16 protein-coding genes are annotated in these 16,450 nt (G+C 62.2%); 13 read left to right on the forward strand and 3 right to left on the reverse strand.

Translation table 11 applies throughout. The features are described 5' to 3' along the window. Window positions 1-144: 144 nt before the first annotated feature. From ACHMXK_RS01735 to ACHMXK_RS01780, 10 genes are all read left to right on the forward strand, one after another. Entirely contained in the window at window positions 145-762 is a 618-nt protein-coding gene (locus ACHMXK_RS01735) for a hypothetical protein (protein ID WP_397437154.1), read from the forward strand. Next, window positions 701-2,047, forward strand: coding sequence for an MFS transporter (locus ACHMXK_RS01740; protein WP_397437156.1), 1,347 nt, complete (start codon window positions 701-703; stop codon window positions 2,045-2,047). The genes ACHMXK_RS01735 and ACHMXK_RS01740 overlap by 62 nt, the downstream gene beginning before the upstream one ends. Beyond that, entirely contained in the window at window positions 2,044-2,487 is a 444-nt protein-coding gene (locus ACHMXK_RS01745) for a PTS fructose transporter subunit IIA (protein WP_318409794.1), read from the forward strand. Before ACHMXK_RS01740 ends, ACHMXK_RS01745 begins: the two co-directional genes overlap by 4 nt. After that, window positions 2,456-2,725: an HPr family phosphocarrier protein gene (locus ACHMXK_RS01750; protein ID WP_397437158.1), complete on the forward strand. Its 270-nt coding sequence runs from the start codon at window positions 2,456-2,458 to the stop codon at window positions 2,723-2,725. The genes ACHMXK_RS01745 and ACHMXK_RS01750 overlap by 32 nt, the downstream gene beginning before the upstream one ends. A gap of 227 nt (window positions 2,726-2,952) precedes the next feature. Beyond that, window positions 2,953-4,716 carry a phosphoenolpyruvate--protein phosphotransferase gene (gene ptsP, locus ACHMXK_RS01755; RefSeq protein ID WP_397437160.1) on the forward strand — a complete coding sequence of 588 codons (1,764 nt, stop codon included), beginning with the start codon at window positions 2,953-2,955 and terminating at the stop codon, window positions 4,714-4,716. Between the two features lie 665 nt (window positions 4,717-5,381). Further along, window positions 5,382-5,843 (forward strand): Spy/CpxP family protein refolding chaperone, encoded by a 462-nt coding sequence (locus ACHMXK_RS01760; protein WP_397437162.1) that lies wholly within the window; start codon window positions 5,382-5,384, stop codon window positions 5,841-5,843. Then, complete coding sequence (locus tag ACHMXK_RS01765; protein ID WP_397437164.1) at window positions 5,836-6,315, forward strand: DUF4260 domain-containing protein; 480 nt, start codon at window positions 5,836-5,838, stop codon at window positions 6,313-6,315. Before ACHMXK_RS01760 ends, ACHMXK_RS01765 begins: the two co-directional genes overlap by 8 nt. Window positions 6,316-6,337: 22 nt before the next feature. Beyond that, window positions 6,338-7,027 (forward strand): response regulator transcription factor, encoded by a 690-nt coding sequence (locus tag ACHMXK_RS01770; protein WP_397437166.1) that lies wholly within the window; start codon window positions 6,338-6,340, stop codon window positions 7,025-7,027. Beyond that, window positions 7,024-8,349, forward strand: coding sequence for a sensor histidine kinase (locus tag ACHMXK_RS01775; RefSeq protein WP_397437168.1), 1,326 nt, complete (start codon window positions 7,024-7,026; stop codon window positions 8,347-8,349). Before ACHMXK_RS01770 ends, ACHMXK_RS01775 begins: the two co-directional genes overlap by 4 nt. 142 nt (window positions 8,350-8,491) lie before the next feature. Next, the gene (locus ACHMXK_RS01780) at window positions 8,492-9,691 is read left to right on the forward strand and encodes an EAL and HDOD domain-containing protein (RefSeq protein ID WP_397437170.1); all 1,200 of its coding nucleotides are present in this window, start codon (window positions 8,492-8,494) and stop codon (window positions 9,689-9,691) included. A gap of 130 nt (window positions 9,692-9,821) precedes the next feature. On the opposite strand, the gene ACHMXK_RS01785 is transcribed toward ACHMXK_RS01780, so the two are convergent. Continuing rightward, window positions 9,822-10,865, reverse strand: a complete 1,044-nt coding sequence (locus tag ACHMXK_RS01785) for an amidohydrolase family protein (RefSeq protein ID WP_397437172.1) — start codon at window positions 10,863-10,865, stop codon at window positions 9,822-9,824. A gap of 780 nt (window positions 10,866-11,645) precedes the next feature. Here ACHMXK_RS01785 and ACHMXK_RS01790 point away from each other — a divergent pair. After that, complete coding sequence (locus ACHMXK_RS01790) at window positions 11,646-11,771, forward strand: hypothetical protein (protein WP_397437174.1); 126 nt, start codon at window positions 11,646-11,648, stop codon at window positions 11,769-11,771. A gap of 1 nt (window position 11,772) precedes the next feature. Next, the gene (locus ACHMXK_RS01795; RefSeq protein WP_397437176.1) at window positions 11,773-13,146 is read left to right on the forward strand and encodes a hypothetical protein; all 1,374 of its coding nucleotides are present in this window, start codon (window positions 11,773-11,775) and stop codon (window positions 13,144-13,146) included. Window positions 13,147-13,337: 191 nt separating this feature from the next. Here the strand turns inward: ACHMXK_RS01795 and ACHMXK_RS01800 are convergent, their stop codons facing one another. Further along, a complete protein-coding gene (locus tag ACHMXK_RS01800) occupies window positions 13,338-14,102 on the reverse strand; it encodes a hypothetical protein (RefSeq protein WP_397437178.1) in 765 nt (254 codons plus the stop codon). Here ACHMXK_RS01800 and ACHMXK_RS01805 point away from each other — a divergent pair. Further along, window positions 14,091-15,389 carry a hypothetical protein gene (locus tag ACHMXK_RS01805; RefSeq protein ID WP_397437180.1) on the forward strand — a complete coding sequence of 433 codons (1,299 nt, stop codon included), beginning with the start codon at window positions 14,091-14,093 and terminating at the stop codon, window positions 15,387-15,389. The genes ACHMXK_RS01800 and ACHMXK_RS01805 overlap by 12 nt on opposite strands. 143 nt (window positions 15,390-15,532) lie before the next feature. Here ACHMXK_RS01805 and ACHMXK_RS01810 read toward each other — a convergent pair whose 3' ends face one another. Continuing rightward, window positions 15,533-16,402, reverse strand: coding sequence for a DMT family transporter (locus tag ACHMXK_RS01810; RefSeq protein ID WP_397437182.1), 870 nt, complete (start codon window positions 16,400-16,402; stop codon window positions 15,533-15,535). Window positions 16,403-16,450: the final 48 nt, after the last annotated feature.

Below are 16,450 nucleotides of genomic sequence, written 5' to 3' on the forward strand. Positions count from 1 at the left end.
CCAGGCTGGTGCGGCCGGTCGGGTGTGGGCTGCGCCATCCCGGTGCGAATCACGGGCTGGCAGCGGTTCAAGCCTCCGGTCGGTGCAGAAATCCCTGTAAAGTGCCGTGCATACTTATCAATTGCCTCGCCTTGTAGCCCCCGGATGCCTCGACTGACTTTGACCCTTTTTTCGACCTTGCTCGCCGCCTTGTTGGCCCTGGCCGCCTGCAGCCCCACTTTCAACTGGCGCGAGGTGCGGCCCGAGAACACCCGGCTCAGCCTGTTGCTGCCCTGCAAGCCCGACAAGGCGCAAAAAACCGTGCCGCTGGGCGGCCAGACGGCCCAGTTGTCCATGCTGGGCTGCGATGCCGGCGGCGCGACCTTTGCCGTGGCGGTGGCCGACATGGGTGATGCCGCCCACACCGGCGCCGCGTTGGCCCAGTGGCAAAGCCTGACGCTGGCCAACATGAAGGCCGGGCCGGTGGGCAGCGGTGCCGGCGCCACGCAGGTCTTGCCGTTCAAGGCGCCAGGTCTGGCGCCCGGACTGCAGGCCGTGCTGGTCAAGGCGCAGGGGCGCCGTGCCGACGGCAGCGCCGTGAGCGGGCAGGCGGTTTATTTTGTCCAGGGGGCGCAAGTGTTTCAGGTGGTGCTGTATGCCAGCCAGGTGTCGCCCGAAGTGGCGGAGACCTTTTCTCCAGCCTCCAGTTGCAGGCCGCGCCATGACGCAGGTCTCCCAGACTTTGCCTGCCGCTACGCTGGCGCCAACAGAATATCTGAGTAAAAAAGCCGGCGCCATTGTGTTCCTGGCCTTTGCGGCCGCCTATTTCTGCTCAGCCCTGGTGCGCGCCATCACGGCCACCTTGTCGCCGGTGCTGACGCAGGAGTTTTCCCTGCATGCGCGCGACCTGGGCCTGCTGGCGGGCGGATATTTCCTGGGTTTTGCGGCCACCCAATTGCCGCTGGGCGCCTGGCTGGACCGGTATGGGCCGAAACGCGTGATCCTGAGTTTTCTGACGCTGGCGCTGGTCGGTTGTGCGGCCTTTTCGATGGCGAGCAGTTTCGCCTGGCTGCTGGCCTCGCGTGTGTTGTTGGGCATGGGGGTGAGCGCCTGCCTGATGGCGCCGCTGACGGGTTACCGCCGCTGGTTTGACGCCGCCACCTTGCTGCGTGCCAACTCCTGGATGCTGATGACGGCTTCGCTGGGCATGCTGGCCTCGACCCTGCCTGTGCAGTGGCTGATGCCGCTGACCGGCTGGCGCCCCTTGTTCTGGATTCTCGCGGGGATGATTGTGCTGGCCATGGCGGCCATCGCCTGGCTGGTGCCCCCCTGGAAGGTGGCCCCCACGCTTGTCGCTACGCGTACTGCGCTGCCCCCCGAGGGGGCTAATTTTCCTAGGGGCGGCCCGTCGGAAAATTTCGCTTCTACGCTCACCGATGCGCCAGTGGCCGCCGGTTATGCGGACGTCTGGCGCAACCCGTATTTCCGAAGAATGTCGCCGCTGGCTTTTTTCAACCAGGGCGGGCTGGTCGCCGTGCAGACCTTGTGGGCCGGCCCCTGGATGGTCAAGGTGGCGGGTTACACGCCACTGGAGTCGGCCACCGGCCTGTTCTGCATCAACGCCACCATGCTGGTGACCTTCTGGACCTGGGGCATGGTCAACCCCTGGCTGGTCAGACATGGCTGGAGCGCGAACCGGATGATCACCCGGGGCGTGCCGCTCAGCCTGCTGGTGCTGGCCTTCAACATCCTGGGCGGTTCCTCCACGGGCTGGGTCGGCTGGGCGCTGTTTTGTGTGAGTTGCAGCACCATGGGCCTGGCCCAGCCGGCGGTCAGCATGGCGTTTCCGGCCGCGCTGGCCGGGCGCGCCATGTCGGCCTACAACCTGGTTATTTTTGCCGGCGTGTTTGTGATGCAGTGGAGTATTGGCCTGCTGATTGATGTGTTCAGTGCCGCGGGCCTGACGGAAGTCGCCAGCTTCCAGGCCGCCATGGGGGTGTTTTTGTGTTGTTGTATAGCCTCATACACCTATTTCCTTTGCATGAGAGCCGATAATTCCCGGCAATGAACGGCATTCTCATCATCGCCCATGCGCCGCTGGCTTCGGCCCTGCGGCAATGTGTGCTGCATGTGTTTCCCGACAACCCGGCGGGCGTGGTCGCGCTGGACGTTCAGCCCAACATGCCGCCGGAAGAAACCCTGGCGCAGGCGCGTATCGTCTTGCGCCAGCTTGGCACCTCGCATGCGCTGGTGCTGGCCGACGTGTTTGGCGCCACGCCCTGCAACGTCGCGCAAAAGCTGGTGGACGGTGTGCGCTCCAAGCTGATCACCGGCGTCAACCTGCCCATGCTGCTGCGCACGGTATCCTACCGGCACGAGCCACTGGATGCGCTGGTGGCCCGCGCGGTAACGGGCGGAACACAGGGCGTGATGCAGGTGGCGATCACCGCTCCACAGAATCAGGCACCTCGACACCATGATAAAGACCAGCACGACCATCAACAATAAACTGGGCCTGCATGCCCGCGCCTCGGCCAAGCTCACCAAGCTGGCCGGCAGCTTTCCCTGCGAAATCTGGATGTCCAAGGGCGAGCGCCGCGTCAACGCCAAAAGCATCATGGGTGTGATGATGCTGGCCGCCGGCCTGGGCAGCCTGGTCGAGATCGAAGCCGACGGCCCCGACGAGCAAAAAGCCATGGACGGGTTATTGGCGCTGATTCACGACAAGTTTGGAGAGGGGGAGTAAATGCCCCCACGGTCGCTCGCTTCGCGTAGCTTCCTGCACCTTGCAGGCCGCCGCTCGCCAGAGGCTTCGCTTCTGATGCCTGTCCAAACCTGCTCAAGCAGGTTCGGAGCCGCAGGCACCAGCCCCGAGGGGGCCGCCCCGCCTGCGGCCCGGCGAAGCCGGCTCCGCGGCTCGGACTGGCATGGCCGGACGCGCTGCACATCGCGGCTCAGCGTGGAGGATGCGTCGTGACTTTTTCCGTACATGGTCTGGCCGTCTCGCGCGGCATCGCTATCGGGCGTGCCGTGCTGGTGGCGTCCAGCCGGGCCGATGTGGCGCATTATTTCATCGACCCGTCCAAAATCGCTGAAGAAATCCAGCGTGTGCGGGTGGCCCGCGACGCCGTGGCCGAAGAGATCGCCCGGGTGCAGCGGGATTTGCCCAAAGACGCGCCGCATGAACTGTCCGCGTTGCTCGATGTACACCTGATGCTGCTGGCGGACGACCAGCTCAGCGATGGCGTCAAACACTGGATCACCGAGCGGCTTTACAACGCCGAATGGGCGCTGACCACGCAGTACGAAATCATCGCGCGCCAGTTTGACGACATGGAAGACGAGTACCTGCGCGAGCGCAAGGCCGATCTGGAGCAGGTGGTCGAACGTCTGCTGGGTTTTATGAAAGGCGTGGCTTCGCCGGTGTCGCACGCCGCCCATGTGGGTGTCGGCCGCAAGCCGCGCCAGCAAGACCTGCTGCTGGACGACACCATGGACGTGCCGCTGGTGCTGGTGGCCCACGATATTTCGCCGGCCGACATGTTGCAGTTCAAGCAAAGCCTGTTTGTTGGTTTTGCAACCGACGTGGGCGGCAAAACTTCGCACACCGCCATCGTGGCACGCAGCCTGGACATTCCGGCCGTGGTCGGTGCGCGCAGCGCCAGCCAGCTGATCGAGCAGGACGACTGGGTCATCATCGACGGTGACGCCGGTGTGCTGATTGTCGATCCCTCACCCATCATCCTGGCCGAATACGGCTTCAAGCAGCGCCAGGGCGAGCTGGAGCGCCAGCGCCTGAACCGGCTCAAACACACGCCGGCGCTGACGCTGGACGGCCAGAAGGTGGAACTGCTGGCCAACATTGAAATGCCTGACGACACCGCGGGCGCCGTCAACGTGGGCGCGGCCGGTGTCGGCCTGTTCCGCAGCGAATTTTTGTTCATGGGCCGGGTCGGCCGTTTGCCCGACGAGCAGGAGCAATACCTGGCCTACCGCAAGGCAGTGGAGGGCATGCACGGCCTGCCGGTGACGATTCGCACCGTGGACATCGGCTCGGACAAACCGCTGGACAAACTGGCCGGCCGGACCCAGGACGGGCAACTGAACCCGGCGCTGGGGCTGCGCGCCATCCGCTGGAGCCTGGCCGACCCGCCCATGTTCTTGACGCAGCTGCGTGCGATCTTGCGCGCGGCGGTGCACGGCCCCGTCAACCTGCTGGTGCCCATGCTGGCCCACGGCAGCGAGATCCGCCAGACTTTGTCGCTGCTCGACCATGCGCGCGCCGAACTGGACAACAAGGGTGTGGCTTACGGGCCGGTGCAACTGGGCGCGATGATAGAAATTCCGGCGGCGGCGTTGACCCTCAAGCTGTTTCTCAAATACTTCGACTTCCTGTCGATAGGCACCAACGACTTGATCCAGTACACGCTGGCCATAGACCGCGCCGATGAATCGGTCGCGCACCTGTACGACCCCTGCCACCCCGCTGTCTTGCGCCTGATTGCCGACACCATTGCCGAGTGCAATGCCCAGGGCAAAGGTGTCAGCGTGTGCGGCGAAATGGCCGGTGACATCGGTATGACGCGCTTGTTGCTGGGCCTGGGCCTGCGCAGTTTTTCCATGCACCCTTCGCAAATCCTGGCGGTCAAACAACAGGTGTTGCGCGCCGATGCGGGCAAGCTGCAGAGCTGGGCGCAGGATGTGCTGGCCAGTGAAGAACCGGCGGCTCTTCTGTAGTCTACTTGCTATAGAAGTAGTAGCTGCTTGCGTCCGTGGCGTAAGGGCTGGAGCCTAGTTTTATTCATCATCTCGGGCCAGGGTCGTTCCCGCCGCCTTTGATTCCTGTTTTTGTGGTCTGCCTGCTGGCCGGGTCTCGGCCCGGCGGCCGACTTACTTTCTTTTGCTTCGCCAAAAGATAAGTAAGCAAAGAAAAGGCGACCCCGCTGTCTGCGTCCCTTCGCTTCGCTACGGGCAACCTGCGGTGCTCGGTCCAGTCGGGGTCGAGCTCGAACTCGCCTTCGGCTCAAACAATCGCTCGCCCTGATCCGACTGGTCCTGCGCTCCTCGGCGCATACAGAAGGGGGTGGGGAGAGAAATCAATGCGGGGAGGCAGGACGAGCGAAGCTCGTCCTGCCGAACCCTATGAGACCGTCATTCATGCACGCGGGCGCAGCACACTTGGCCAAATGAAGTCCCCCTCCATCGCCCAGCGGGGCGAGGGAGGGGTTAGGGGTGGGAGTGGGGAGTCCAACCTACTGCCCAAGGCAAGCCGCAAAGCAGCGTGATGCTTAACGCCTTGACCATCGAAACAAAGCGAAACACGCCGCAACCGCCCTGAAAACATGTGTCGCGACTACGCGAGCACCATGCAAGCCTCATCCACTCTTTCGCAAGGCTTGACCATGAAACGCTTCATCAAAAGAACCCTGCTCGGCCTGTTTGGCGGGGCGCTGATTGTTGGCAGTCTGGGCGCGTGTTCGCAGCGCGGCCCGGGGGGCTGGCATGCGGCGGATGCTTCGCCGGAAGCCCGCGCCCGTATCGTTGAAAAAATCGGTTCCCGGCTGGACCTGGACGCGGCGCAGAAACAAAAACTGGCTGTGTTGGCCGACAAGTTGCAGGCCCAGCGTGCGGCCTTGCGGGGTGCGGACGATCCGCGCACCGCGCTTCGTGGCTTGTTCGCAGGCAACAAGCTGGACCAGGCCGGCGCCAACAAACTCATCACTGAAAAAACCGCGGCCTTGCAGTCCGGCAGCCCGGAGGTGATTGCCGCCGCCGCGGATTTCTTTGACAACCTGCGGCCCGAGCAGCAGCAAAAAGTGCGCGACTTCATGGAGCGTGGCCGGCGCTGGGGTCACCGTGGTTAAGGCGCTGGCTTTTGGTGTGGCCGGCGGGCGGGTCGTTCGCCTGGCCGAGAGCGAGGGCACGCGCGGCCAGGTCCAGAGCCCGCTGCTGCCGGGCAGCGCGGGCGGCACGGTCCGCGGCGTGTTGCGGCTGGAAGGCCTGGCTGTTGTTGCGTTGGCGCTGGCGGCTTATGCGCAGTTTGGTGCGGGTTGGGGTTTCTTTGCCTGGTTGGTCCTGCTGCCGGACTTGTCCTTTCTGGCTTACCTGGCCGGGCCGCGCGTGGGGGCCATCAGCTACAACGCGGCGCATTCCTATGTCGGTGCGCTGGCACTGCTGGCATGGGGCGTGTTGGGCGCGATGCCGGTGTTGCTGGCCCTGGGGCTGGTCTGGTGTGTACACATCGGTGTTGACCGCGCGCTGGGTTATGGGCTCAAGTACGCCAGCGGATTTGGCGCCACACATCTGGGCCGCCTGGGGCGTGCCGATCCCTGGTGAGCGCCGCTCTTATGATGTCCCCATGCCCCGCATTTTGCTGATCGACGACGACGAACACCTGGCCGCACCGCTGGCGACTTACCTGGCGCGTTTTGGCCTGGTGCTCGACAGTGCTGTGCGTCCCGGCCAGGGCCTGGCCCTGCTGCGTGCCACGTCCTACGACGCGGCCATCCTGGACGTCATGTTGCCGGAGATGGACGGTTTTGCCTTGTGCCGCGAGATCCGCAAAAGCAGCGACATCCCTATCGTGATGCTGACCGCGCGTGGCGATGTGATGGACCGCGTGGTCGGCCTGGAACTGGGCGCCGACGACTACCTGCCCAAACCTTTTGAGCCACGCGAGCTGGTGGCACGTCTGCAGACGATTTTGCGGCGCCAGCGCGCCCGGCCTGCCGCGACGCCAGGCGCGCAGCGGGTATTTCAGGGCCTGGCCATTGATTTGCAGACGCGTGAAGTGTTGTGCCAGGGCCAGCGTGTCGAGTTGACCGGCACCGAGTTCGAGCTGCTGGCCTTGCTTGCGGCAGAGCCCGGCAAGGTCTTCAGCCGCGACGACATCCTGAACCATCTGCGTGGCCACGAGGCCGATCTGTACACGCGTGCGGTGGACATCGTGGTCAGCCGCTTGCGCAAGAAGCTGGAGCCGCTGGACTGTATCAAGACGCTGCGCAACGCGGGTTATACGCTGGCCGTGGGCCAAGCCGAAGCGCGATGAACGCCGCACCCCATCCCGTCCCTGCACCTCGCTGGCGCCACCGCTGGCGGCATTCCTTGCGGCTGCGGTTGATCGCCGTGTTTGTGCTGCTGGCGCTGGCCATGGCAGCGGTGTTTCTGGGCGGCATGCAGCGGGCTTTTTCCACAGGCTGGCGTGACGCGGCGCGGCCCATCGTCAGCGACTATATGGACCGCCTCGCCGCCGAAATTGGGAGTCCGCCGGACATTGCCCGTGCGCAGGCGCTGGTGGCGCGGCTGCCGATTTCGGTGCGTATCAGTGGGCCGACCGTGAACTGGGATTCCCACGCCGAACGGACGCGGCGCGGCTGGCTCGACGACAAGAGCGACGGGCATGAATCGCGCGGGGTGGACTGGCGCACGCGCCGCACGGCCGACGGCCACAGTGTGACCTTCGGCCTGGGCACCTTGCCCTGGCAGCGCGCGCCCGGCGGCATCGGTTGGCTCACGCTGGCGCTGTTGCTGGCCCTGATCGCAGCCGCTTACACCTATGTGCGCCGGCTGCTCAGGCCGCTGGACGACATACGCGCTGGCGCCGAACGTTTTGGCCGGGGCGTGTTTGATGCGCCGATTCCGCTGCGCCGACGCGACGAATTGGGCGAGTTGGCCCAACGCATCAACACCATGGCACACGACATCGAAGGCATGCTGGACGCCAAACGCGCCTTGTTGTTGGCCCTGAGCCACGAGTTGCGCTCACCCCTTACGCGCGCGCGACTCAATGCCGAACTGCTGCCGGCCACCGTTGACGGCGCACGTGAACGAGCCGCCTTGCTGCGCGACCTGGGCGAGATGCGCGACCTGATCAGTGATCTGCTGGAGAGTGAGCGCCTGGCCAGTCCGCACGCCGCCCTGCAACGCGAGCCGGTGGACCTGGCAGCGCTGGTGCGTGAGACGGTGGCCGAGATGCCGGCGGCCAGCGCCGTGGTGCTGGCACTGGCGCCCGAGCTGCCGCTGCTGGCGCTGGACCGCACACGCCTGCGCCTGCTGGTGCGCAACCTGCTCGACAACGCCTTGCGTTACAGCGCCGGGGCGGAGCAGCCGCCGCGCATCACCCTGCAGCAGGAGGCCGGCGGGGTGCTGCTGGAGGTGCGGGATTTTGGTCCGGGTGTGGACGCCGCACAACTCACGCGGTTGACCGAGCCTTTTTACCGCACCGACAACGCACGCCAGCGCGCCACGGGCGGCGTCGGCCTGGGCATGTATTTATGCCGGCTGGTGGCCCAGGCGCATGGCTCGCCGCTGGAGGTGCGCAATGCCGAACCCGGTTTGGGCGTGCGGATTTTGTTTCATTTTGAATCCTGAAAAGAGAAGGATAATTGCGCTCGTTCTTGAGGGATCAGCTTTTTCCGCTCTATCTATAGTCGCCATTGGCAAGCCTGCTTTTGTGCTGTTGATTAAAGACGGGTATCCCTTGTTCTCACAACCTGGCTTTAGGCGCTAAAGATTGATTCCCGAAACCAGCCATCTTTTCCGAGTCCCTCTGCTCGACCCCAAACAACATGCCATCGGCTACAAGCTGGCCTGGCAGCCGGACGGAGAGGACAGCGGTACTCCTGTTGAGGCGGAAATCCATCTGCAGGCCCTGGTGGCAGCGGGGGTTCGCGACATCACCTCAGGCCTGCTGTTTGTGGATGCGAGCCCGGCAGCGCTGTCCGCGGAAACGCTGGCAGGCCTGTTGCCCGAAACCACGGTATGGATCCTGACGCCGGGTGATCTGGCCAATGCGGACGACCTGAAGTTGGCCGCCTCCTTGCGCGAGCGGGGTTTTGGTTTGGCGCTGCGTGGTGCGAACCTGGTCTTTTTGAAGGCCAACGAGGGACGGCTTTCCTCGCTGACCCATGTGTTGATCGATTTTGACCATCCCGACCTGGTGGCCCTGCTGGGTTATGCCCGCCTGCGGTCGCCGTCCTTGTCGGCGGTCGTGGAAAAAATCCCCGACTGGCAGGTGTTCGAGTCTTGCGCTGCGCTGGGGGCTTCCGGATTTTTCGAGAAGCTCTGTGTGGCGCCACGTGCGATCAAACCGCAGGAGCAACTGGGTCCGCAAGCGCAACAGATTTTGCAACTGATGCAAATGGTGCAGGGCGATGCCGACATACGCCACGTGGAAAAAGTCCTGAAAAGTGACGTCACGCTGTCCTACAAATTGCTGCGTTACATCAACTCCGCAGGTTTTGGTCTGGAGGTTCGCATCGAATCGCCGCGCCATGCGGTGTCCATGCTGGGTTATGCACCCCTGTTTCGCTGGCTGCTGCTGTTGCTGGCCAGAACCCACACCACCGGTTTTTCTCCCGCACTGATGCAGGCGGCCATGATCCGCGGACGCTTTGCCGAACTGCTGGGTCAGGGTTTCCTTTCCCGGCGCGAAGCGGAAAACCTGTTTGTTGTTGGCATGTTTTCGTTTCTGGACCGCCTGCTGGGCATCCCGATACAAAAGGTGCTGAGTCAGCTGATGTTGCCGGAGTCGGTCGAGCAAGCGCTGCGTTCTCGTGACGGTGTGTACGGCCCGGTGCTGGCGCTGGCCGAAGCCTGCGAGTGGGAAGACGGGCGCACGGCCGATCTGGCGAAGGCCTTGTCGATGACGGTCAGCCACGTGAACCAGGCGCACTTGTCGGCGCTGGTGTGGGCGCAAAACATCAAGCTTTAGCGTTGCTGACTCATCAAGCCTGAAGGGTTGATGTTGTCAACTTGGCGCGCGCGTGCACCGAGCACTGCCGTGCCAATGATAAAAGCTGGGCCGCGCAGGTGCTGGCCAGCGAAGATCCAGCGGCGCTGCTTTAGGCCTCCCAGGCCTGTCCCGTCACCAGCCGCCAGGCGTTGGCATAGGCAATCTTGTGGCGGGCAGTTTCGCCCAGGGATTCCAGGATCAGCTTTCGTTGGCGAGCCATGGCCGCAGGGTAGTTTTTCTCCACCGGTGGGCGGTAGTCGCTGGCTGCCACAAAGCGGTCGGGAAATTTTTCCAGCAGGGCTTGCCAGCCCTCAGCCAGCCGGCCGTAGCGGTAAAGCGTGGAATCCTGCGCGCCCGAGGGGCGGTAGATGTTCTCCGGGCGCGGCACCGCCAGGTCAAAGTGCAGTCCTGGAAAGCGTGTGATGAGCGACGCGACGTAGTCGGGGCCGTAGGCTTTGCTGCGATCCGGGTAGCGGATCATGCCCAGGTGACACCAGATGACGAGCGCCTTGGGGTGGCGCGCCAGCATGGCCTCCAGCACGGGCAGCAAGCTGTCTTCAATTTCGTAGTGAATCTGGAAGGCCATGCCGGTGTCCTCGCTCAGCTGGAACAGGGCCTGGCCGGCAGGGCTGTCCAGTGCAATCGTGATGTCGCGTGCATTGTTTCTGGCCGCAACCTGCTCGGGAGACGGGTAATGGCGAAACTCGTGCTCACCCATGGTGAAATAGTTGCCCGTTTTCAGGTCTGCTGCGACGCGGCTCACGAATGCGTCCGGGTTGTTCCACCACCGGGGAAACTCACCGCTGCTGGTGGTAGGGATGAAGTAGCCGGGGTATTTGCGGTGCAGCTCCAGCGAAGGCTCCGAGTCCGGTGAAAAGGCGGGGGCAAAGGCGATCTGTGCCACGTCCAGTTCGTCCATCCAGGCCACCATCTGCCCGATGTTGGTGGTGCCGTCCACATAGGTTGCCTCCATGTCGATGATGGGCAGTCGGCCTTTGTCGAGGATAGTCTGCAAACGCCGCCGCCAGCCTTCCATGGCGGCGGTGCGCGACGGGAGACCGGCCGGCTGTGCCAGGGTGGTGGATGGAGAAATCAGGCTTGCCAGCGCAGACGCAGCGCCGGCACTGTAGTGTAGGAATTTGCGGCGATCCATGTGATGTCCTCCGGGGCTGGCCGGCTCGTTGATCAATGTGCCCTGATGGTAATTATTTTTTGCCTGTGGGTCGTGGCCGTGTTTCATGGCATGGCCAACTGGTGCTAAAGCCAGCCCCAATGACAAGGTGTTTTGCTATGAAAAACATAGCTGTCTGCGCCTGTCGATCAAGGGGCATGGGCATAAAAGGTTTAAAAATTCGGCCAATCATCCCCGGGACTGGCGAAACACAGCGCAGCCTACCGCGCCATGCACTCCTACGCCGGTTCATTGGGTTTGCTGGCGATAGGCATCGCTGGCCGCTCCGGTGGTCACCGCAGCCGCGCTGATCAGGGAAGATCCGGCGGCGCTGCCTTGACATTTCTGCCGGGGTCTTGGTTGCTACAACGTTAATAGCTGGTTGCGCCCGTATCCATTGGCCTGCAGACGCTTTCATGCATGAAAAACGGCTATTTTTGAGACTGTTTTTTTAGTCGACATCCTGTTTCCGGCAAAACAGGTGTTGATCTGACACCCTCCATTCGGCGCTTGCCCTTGCATGTTTTCTGGGTAAGAATCACAAATTGATACAACTCGTCGGATGCCTTGTGGACAAACTCATCGCGGCAGAAAACAGCACAAACCCACTGGCGATGGCGCCGCAAAAAAAGCCATCGACGCCTGCCTGGCCACTGGTTTCCCTCGGGCAGGGTTGCGCGGCAAACTGGTTTTGGTCTCGGCCCAAGCCATCCATGGCTCCGCTGATGGACATGAGCGGCGCCAACCAAAGCCCACACCATCATGCTTGCCGGTAAACCCGGTTTTATGTCGGCTGAGTCGGGCATGGATTATCGATACACCCTAAAAAGACCGGCCGTGTTCCGACGCATTGGGGCGGTTCTGGTTTCTGTTGAAGAAATGAAATGAAATGAAAAAAATGATCAAGCAGGCAAGGTGGATTTTTATCAGTGGCCTTGTATTTGCCTGTGCGTTCGCCGCCGCACAACCCAATGAAAAAATGCAGGGACGCGGCGAGAGCCCGCTTCCCAGCAAGGGCGGCGTAGCGGGTTACGACGGTGAGTCCAGAAATGGCCAGCCGAATGGCAAGGGGCTGCAGAAATTCCCCAACGGGGACAGTTACGAAGGTGAGTGGGTCAATGGCAAACGTCAGGGGTCGGGTACCTATCGCTGGGCCAACGGTGTCATGTCCGAAGGAGAGTGGCTCGAGGACGAAAGAAATGGTTTTGACTTTCGTACAGGGCGTGATGGCGAGGTCAATGCGGAATATTTCGTCAATGGCGTCAAGGCGTTGGCGTCCGGCGACCTGAGGCCCCTGTCAAATCGTCCCAATGGATGCAACGGCAAGTTTGACGGCTGGATATTGCTGGCAGGCGTATGTACGAAGCAAGGTCTGGTCAAGGACAAAAATGGCGCCATCCCCGAACTGAGTCACCGCGAAACTTTCGATCGCCTTCAAATCAGCGACAAGCGGGGCGTGCTGACCCTGTTCCGCCAGGGGATTGTCATCGAAGGCCCGCTGCGCGAACCCTTTGATTTTGTCTCTGCCGCGATCAAGCGTCCGGTGCTGGCGGCAGACGGCAAATCCATCGCGTGGGTGGTGGAATATTCCGGGCCGATGCGTGGCCTGGCCATGCATGGGGCCGGCAAATGCGCATTGCCCGCCGGGGGTCTGGAGGACTGCACCATGAACGAAGGGCAAAGGGTTACCGCGTTGATCGCGGCGCCAGCCCTGATGCCGACAGATAACACGCGTCCCGGCACTGCGGCCGCCGCAACAGGTCCGGCCGCCGATGCTGCGCCTCAGTTTTCCGCCTTGCTTGCTTCATGCGACAAGAAAGAGGCGAGAAGTTGCGTCGCAGCCGCCAGAAAAATTCTTGCCAATGAGGCCTTGCCTGAGGTGACGGATACCGACTCCAGGCAGCGACTGGCGCTGGATGTGCTCGATAAAGCCATCGCAACTGGCAGCGTCGATGCCATGACTGTCGAATTCGATGTTTTTGATGCGGCGAAGATGCCATCGCCGATTGCATTTGCCTGGCTGCAACGGCAGACAAGCCTGATCGGCGAACTTGAAAAAGCTGAGGAAGATTCGGCGAAGCTTCGCATCGCGTACCACAATTTGACGACATCGAATCCTTTGAAAATGGTCTTCGGAGCGATTGACGGACGCATGAATGCCTACTGCAATCAACTGAGACTGATCAGGGCCAAAGGCGATTTGGCCGCAACCGACAGTGCCTATGTCGTGAAAGCCCTGGATACAACGTATTGCAAAAAATAGGATCGCGAGCACGGCACACGATCGTTAAAACAGGTCCGGGACACAAGACACACTAAAAACCAGCCGCGTGCTTTTCAACTGTGAGTGACTGCAGGTTCCCGGGGAAAAAATGCCTGGACGATGCAGCTATCCAGGCCTGGAATTCACGGTTAACCCTAGTCAACACCATGCAGGATCAGAAAATGTCCGTTTCACGCCTTGCTTCCGTTGTGGCCGGCTGCCTGTTTTCCACACTGGTTTTTGCCCAGTATGGAAACTCCAGCAATGCGCGGCAACAACAGATGCAGCAGCAACAGATGCAGCAGATGCAGCAGCGAGCGGAACAGCAGCGTGAGGCCGAGAGGGAGCGCCAGGCCGAGCTGCAACGCGAGCGCGCCGAGAGGCAGCGTGAGGCCGAGAAGGAACGCCAGGCCGAGATGCAACGTCAGCGTGCCGAGCAGCAGCGTGATGCAGAGAGGGCGCGTCAAGCCGAGCAATTGCGTGAACGCGCCGACAAGCAGGCGGATGCGCAGCGCCAGCGTGCCGAGCAGCAGCGTGAAGCAGAAAAGCAGAGCCAACAACATCGTGCCGAGCAACAGCGTGATGCGGAGAGAGCGCGCCAGGCCGAGCAGGCGCGCGAGCGTGTTGACAAGCTGGCAGAAGCGCAGCGTCAGCGCGCTGAACAACAGCACGAAGCAGAAAGGCAGCGTCTGCAACAGCAGCAGCGTGTGGTGCAGGAGCGTGAAGCAGAGAAAGATCGTCAACAGCAGCGCGTGATACAAGCGCGGGAAGCCGAAAAAGAACGGCTGGCAGAAAAACAGCGCGCGGTACAGGAACGTGAGGCCGAAAAAGAACGTCAACAACAGCAGCGTGTGACACAAGCACGTGAAGCAGAAAAAGAACGCCAGGCTGAAAAGCTCCGAGCTGCCCAAGAGCGTGATGCTGAAAAAGAACGGCAATTGGCCATGCAGCGTCAACAGTTGCAGCAGCAGAGTCTGGGGAGATCACAACCACAACAACAACCTCAGCAAGCACAACAACCACAGCAGGTGCAGCAAGCACAGCAACAACAACAGCAACAACAACAACAGCAGCAACAGCAGCAGCAACAGCAGCAACAGCAGCAGCAGCAGAATTCACTTGCCCGCGCTGGCTTGCCTCCAGGCGTGGCTGGCTCCATAGCGGATCCGAACCGCGCCGGCATTCAGGCCGGTGGCGGACTGGCGGCACGGCCCCAGCTCTACACACCGCCACCGACGACCGGCCGGCCCCAGGTCGGGTATGGTGACAATGCCTATCGTCCGTCCGGGACGCCCCCGCGCGATACCGCCAATGACAGCACGCCGTTGGCGACGAACCGCCTGATGCCGCAGGCCTTGCCATCCGGACAGGCTTCGACCGATGCCAACAAGCAGGCCGGGAAGGCCTTTGCAGGTTATCAAACGCCGGTTGTCACCATGTCACCATCGCAGCCGACATGCCCGCCGGGCTCGTCACCCGCACGGCATGCCAACGGCACTTACGTCGCCATCCCGCCTACTTCCATTTGCATCAAGAACGAGCAGCATACGCCAGGGCTGGACGATCTTCGCAACCGCAATGGCGAGGCCAATCCTGCTGCTGCACAACGTGTGGGCCAAGGGGCTGCGGCTAGCGGCGCAAACCCGGCGTTTGCGGACCCGGATCTCTATTGCAACCAGCCCGCCCAGTTGCGCAACGGGAGCATTGCATGCATAGAGCCGAAATGTCCGCCGGGCCAGGTCAAAAGCAAAGGCCAATGTGTAGCGCCAACCATCGTTTGCCCGTCACCGAACATGCTTGACGGCAATCGTTGCGTCGCGCCGCCCGTTGCGAATCATGATGCCAATGCTTCGACGAACGTCGCTGGCGGGTCAGGCGGCAGGGCTGGTTCTGCGGGTGGTGGTACGACCGGCACCCAAGCAGGTTCCACCAAGAGGAATCCCGGGAAAGACGCCGCAGGCTGTGTGTCTGACCATAACGGCGTATTGACCAACAACTGCGGCGCGAAGATTTTCATTCTTTATTGTGGCGATCTCATGTATTCAAAGAGGACATGTGGCAGCGGCTCCAAGGGACAGTTTTTTACCCATTCAAATAATCTTGATTCGGGTGCGACGGAGACCATCCGTCAAAAAAGCGGCGGGCAATACAGATGGGCAGCCTGTTTCGGAGGCATATCTTTTGGGAACGATGGGGAATATGTCGATACGCCACAAGGCGGGTATACATGTCTGGAGCGATGAGGCATCAGACAGAAATTCAATTGTTGTCCGGTGATTTGCGTTTTGACATGACCAGCGGCATCACCAGATTCGTCAAGGGTCAACCGGGGGCTTTCGCTTGAGAACGCCCGGATACCGGTGGGCAAGCAACGCCTGGCGCTGATTTAGTCCGCGCGCGTTCCCAATACCGCAGCGCTCACGATCATGAAGGCTGCGACAGCGATGCTCCAGGTCCAGGCGCGGCCGCTGACCAGCATCAGCAGCACGGTAGAGCCCAGCGGTGTGAGGTAGCTCAGGATGCCGATCTGCCGTGCATCCCCCAGTTTGAGTGCCTTGTCCCAGAGAAAAAACGCCGCGCCCAGCGGCCCCAGCCCCATCAGCGCCAGCAGCAGCCAGTCGCGCCCGCTCAGGCTGACCGCCGGCTCCAGCGCCCAGTGGCACAACAATGACAAGAGGCCGGACACCAGGCCGAACAAGCCAATCGCCGCGCCGGGAAAACTGCGGCCGGCCAGCGCCATGCGTTTGGTCTGCAGCGAATAATTGGCCCAGATCGCCGCAGAACCCAGGGCCAGCAGGTAACCCCAGCCTGCACCCCAGGCCGGGCCGGTGCCGGTTTGCGCAAGGCTGTCGCGGCCACCCAGAATGGCCATTGCCGCACCGGTAAAACCCAGCAAGGCGGCGAGCACATGCACCGTGCGCAGCTTGACGCCGGGCAGGTACAGCGGCGCCAGCACCACGATGAACAAGGGCCAGAGGTAGTTGACCAGGTTGACCTCGACCGCGGGCGCGATACGCAGGCCGATAAACAGCAGAAAGTGAAAGCCAAACAGGGTGAAAACGCCCAGGCACAGAGTGCTGCCCGCCATTCGCCATTGCCGGGGGTCTTGGAGTACATGCGGCCAGGCCAGCAGGCTGCCGAGCACCAGGGCGATGCCCGTCAGCAGAAACGGCGGGACATGTTGGAGCGACACCCCGAGTGAAGCGAGGGAGGCCCACAAGGCGATGGCGCCCAGCGCATATAAATTGGCTTGCATGACGCCAAGCATAGAGCTTTGGGTGTGCCGCATCGTCGCGTGACCATG

Source organism: Polaromonas sp. UC242_47 (assembly GCF_044452385.1).
Taxonomy (GTDB): Bacteria; Pseudomonadota; Gammaproteobacteria; order Burkholderiales; family Burkholderiaceae_C; genus Polaromonas.

Coding starts and splice junctions, on each gene's coding strand:
- ACHMXK_RS01785 (WP_397437172.1), bottom strand. CDS start 10,865: ATGGATCGCCGCAAATTCCTACACTACAGTGCCGGCGCTGCGTCTGCG.
- ACHMXK_RS01790 (WP_397437174.1), top strand. CDS start 11,646: ATGCTTGCCGGTAAACCCGGTTTTATGTCGGCTGAGTCGGGCATGGAT.
- ACHMXK_RS01770 (WP_397437166.1), top strand. CDS start 6,338: ATGCCCCGCATTTTGCTGATCGACGACGACGAACACCTGGCCGCACCG.
- ACHMXK_RS01750 (WP_397437158.1), top strand. CDS start 2,456: ATGATAAAGACCAGCACGACCATCAACAATAAACTGGGCCTGCATGCC.
- ACHMXK_RS01760 (WP_397437162.1), top strand. CDS start 5,382: ATGAAACGCTTCATCAAAAGAACCCTGCTCGGCCTGTTTGGCGGGGCG.
- ACHMXK_RS01745 (WP_318409794.1), top strand. CDS start 2,044: ATGAACGGCATTCTCATCATCGCCCATGCGCCGCTGGCTTCGGCCCTG.
- ACHMXK_RS01810 (WP_397437182.1), bottom strand. CDS start 16,402: ATGCAAGCCAATTTATATGCGCTGGGCGCCATCGCCTTGTGGGCCTCC.
- ACHMXK_RS01805 (WP_397437180.1), top strand. CDS start 14,091: ATGCAGCGTCAACAGTTGCAGCAGCAGAGTCTGGGGAGATCACAACCA.
- ACHMXK_RS01735 (WP_397437154.1), top strand. CDS start 145: ATGCCTCGACTGACTTTGACCCTTTTTTCGACCTTGCTCGCCGCCTTG.
- ACHMXK_RS01795 (WP_397437176.1), top strand. CDS start 11,773: ATGAAAAAAATGATCAAGCAGGCAAGGTGGATTTTTATCAGTGGCCTT.
- ACHMXK_RS01740 (WP_397437156.1), top strand. CDS start 701: ATGACGCAGGTCTCCCAGACTTTGCCTGCCGCTACGCTGGCGCCAACA.
- ACHMXK_RS01775 (WP_397437168.1), top strand. CDS start 7,024: ATGAACGCCGCACCCCATCCCGTCCCTGCACCTCGCTGGCGCCACCGC.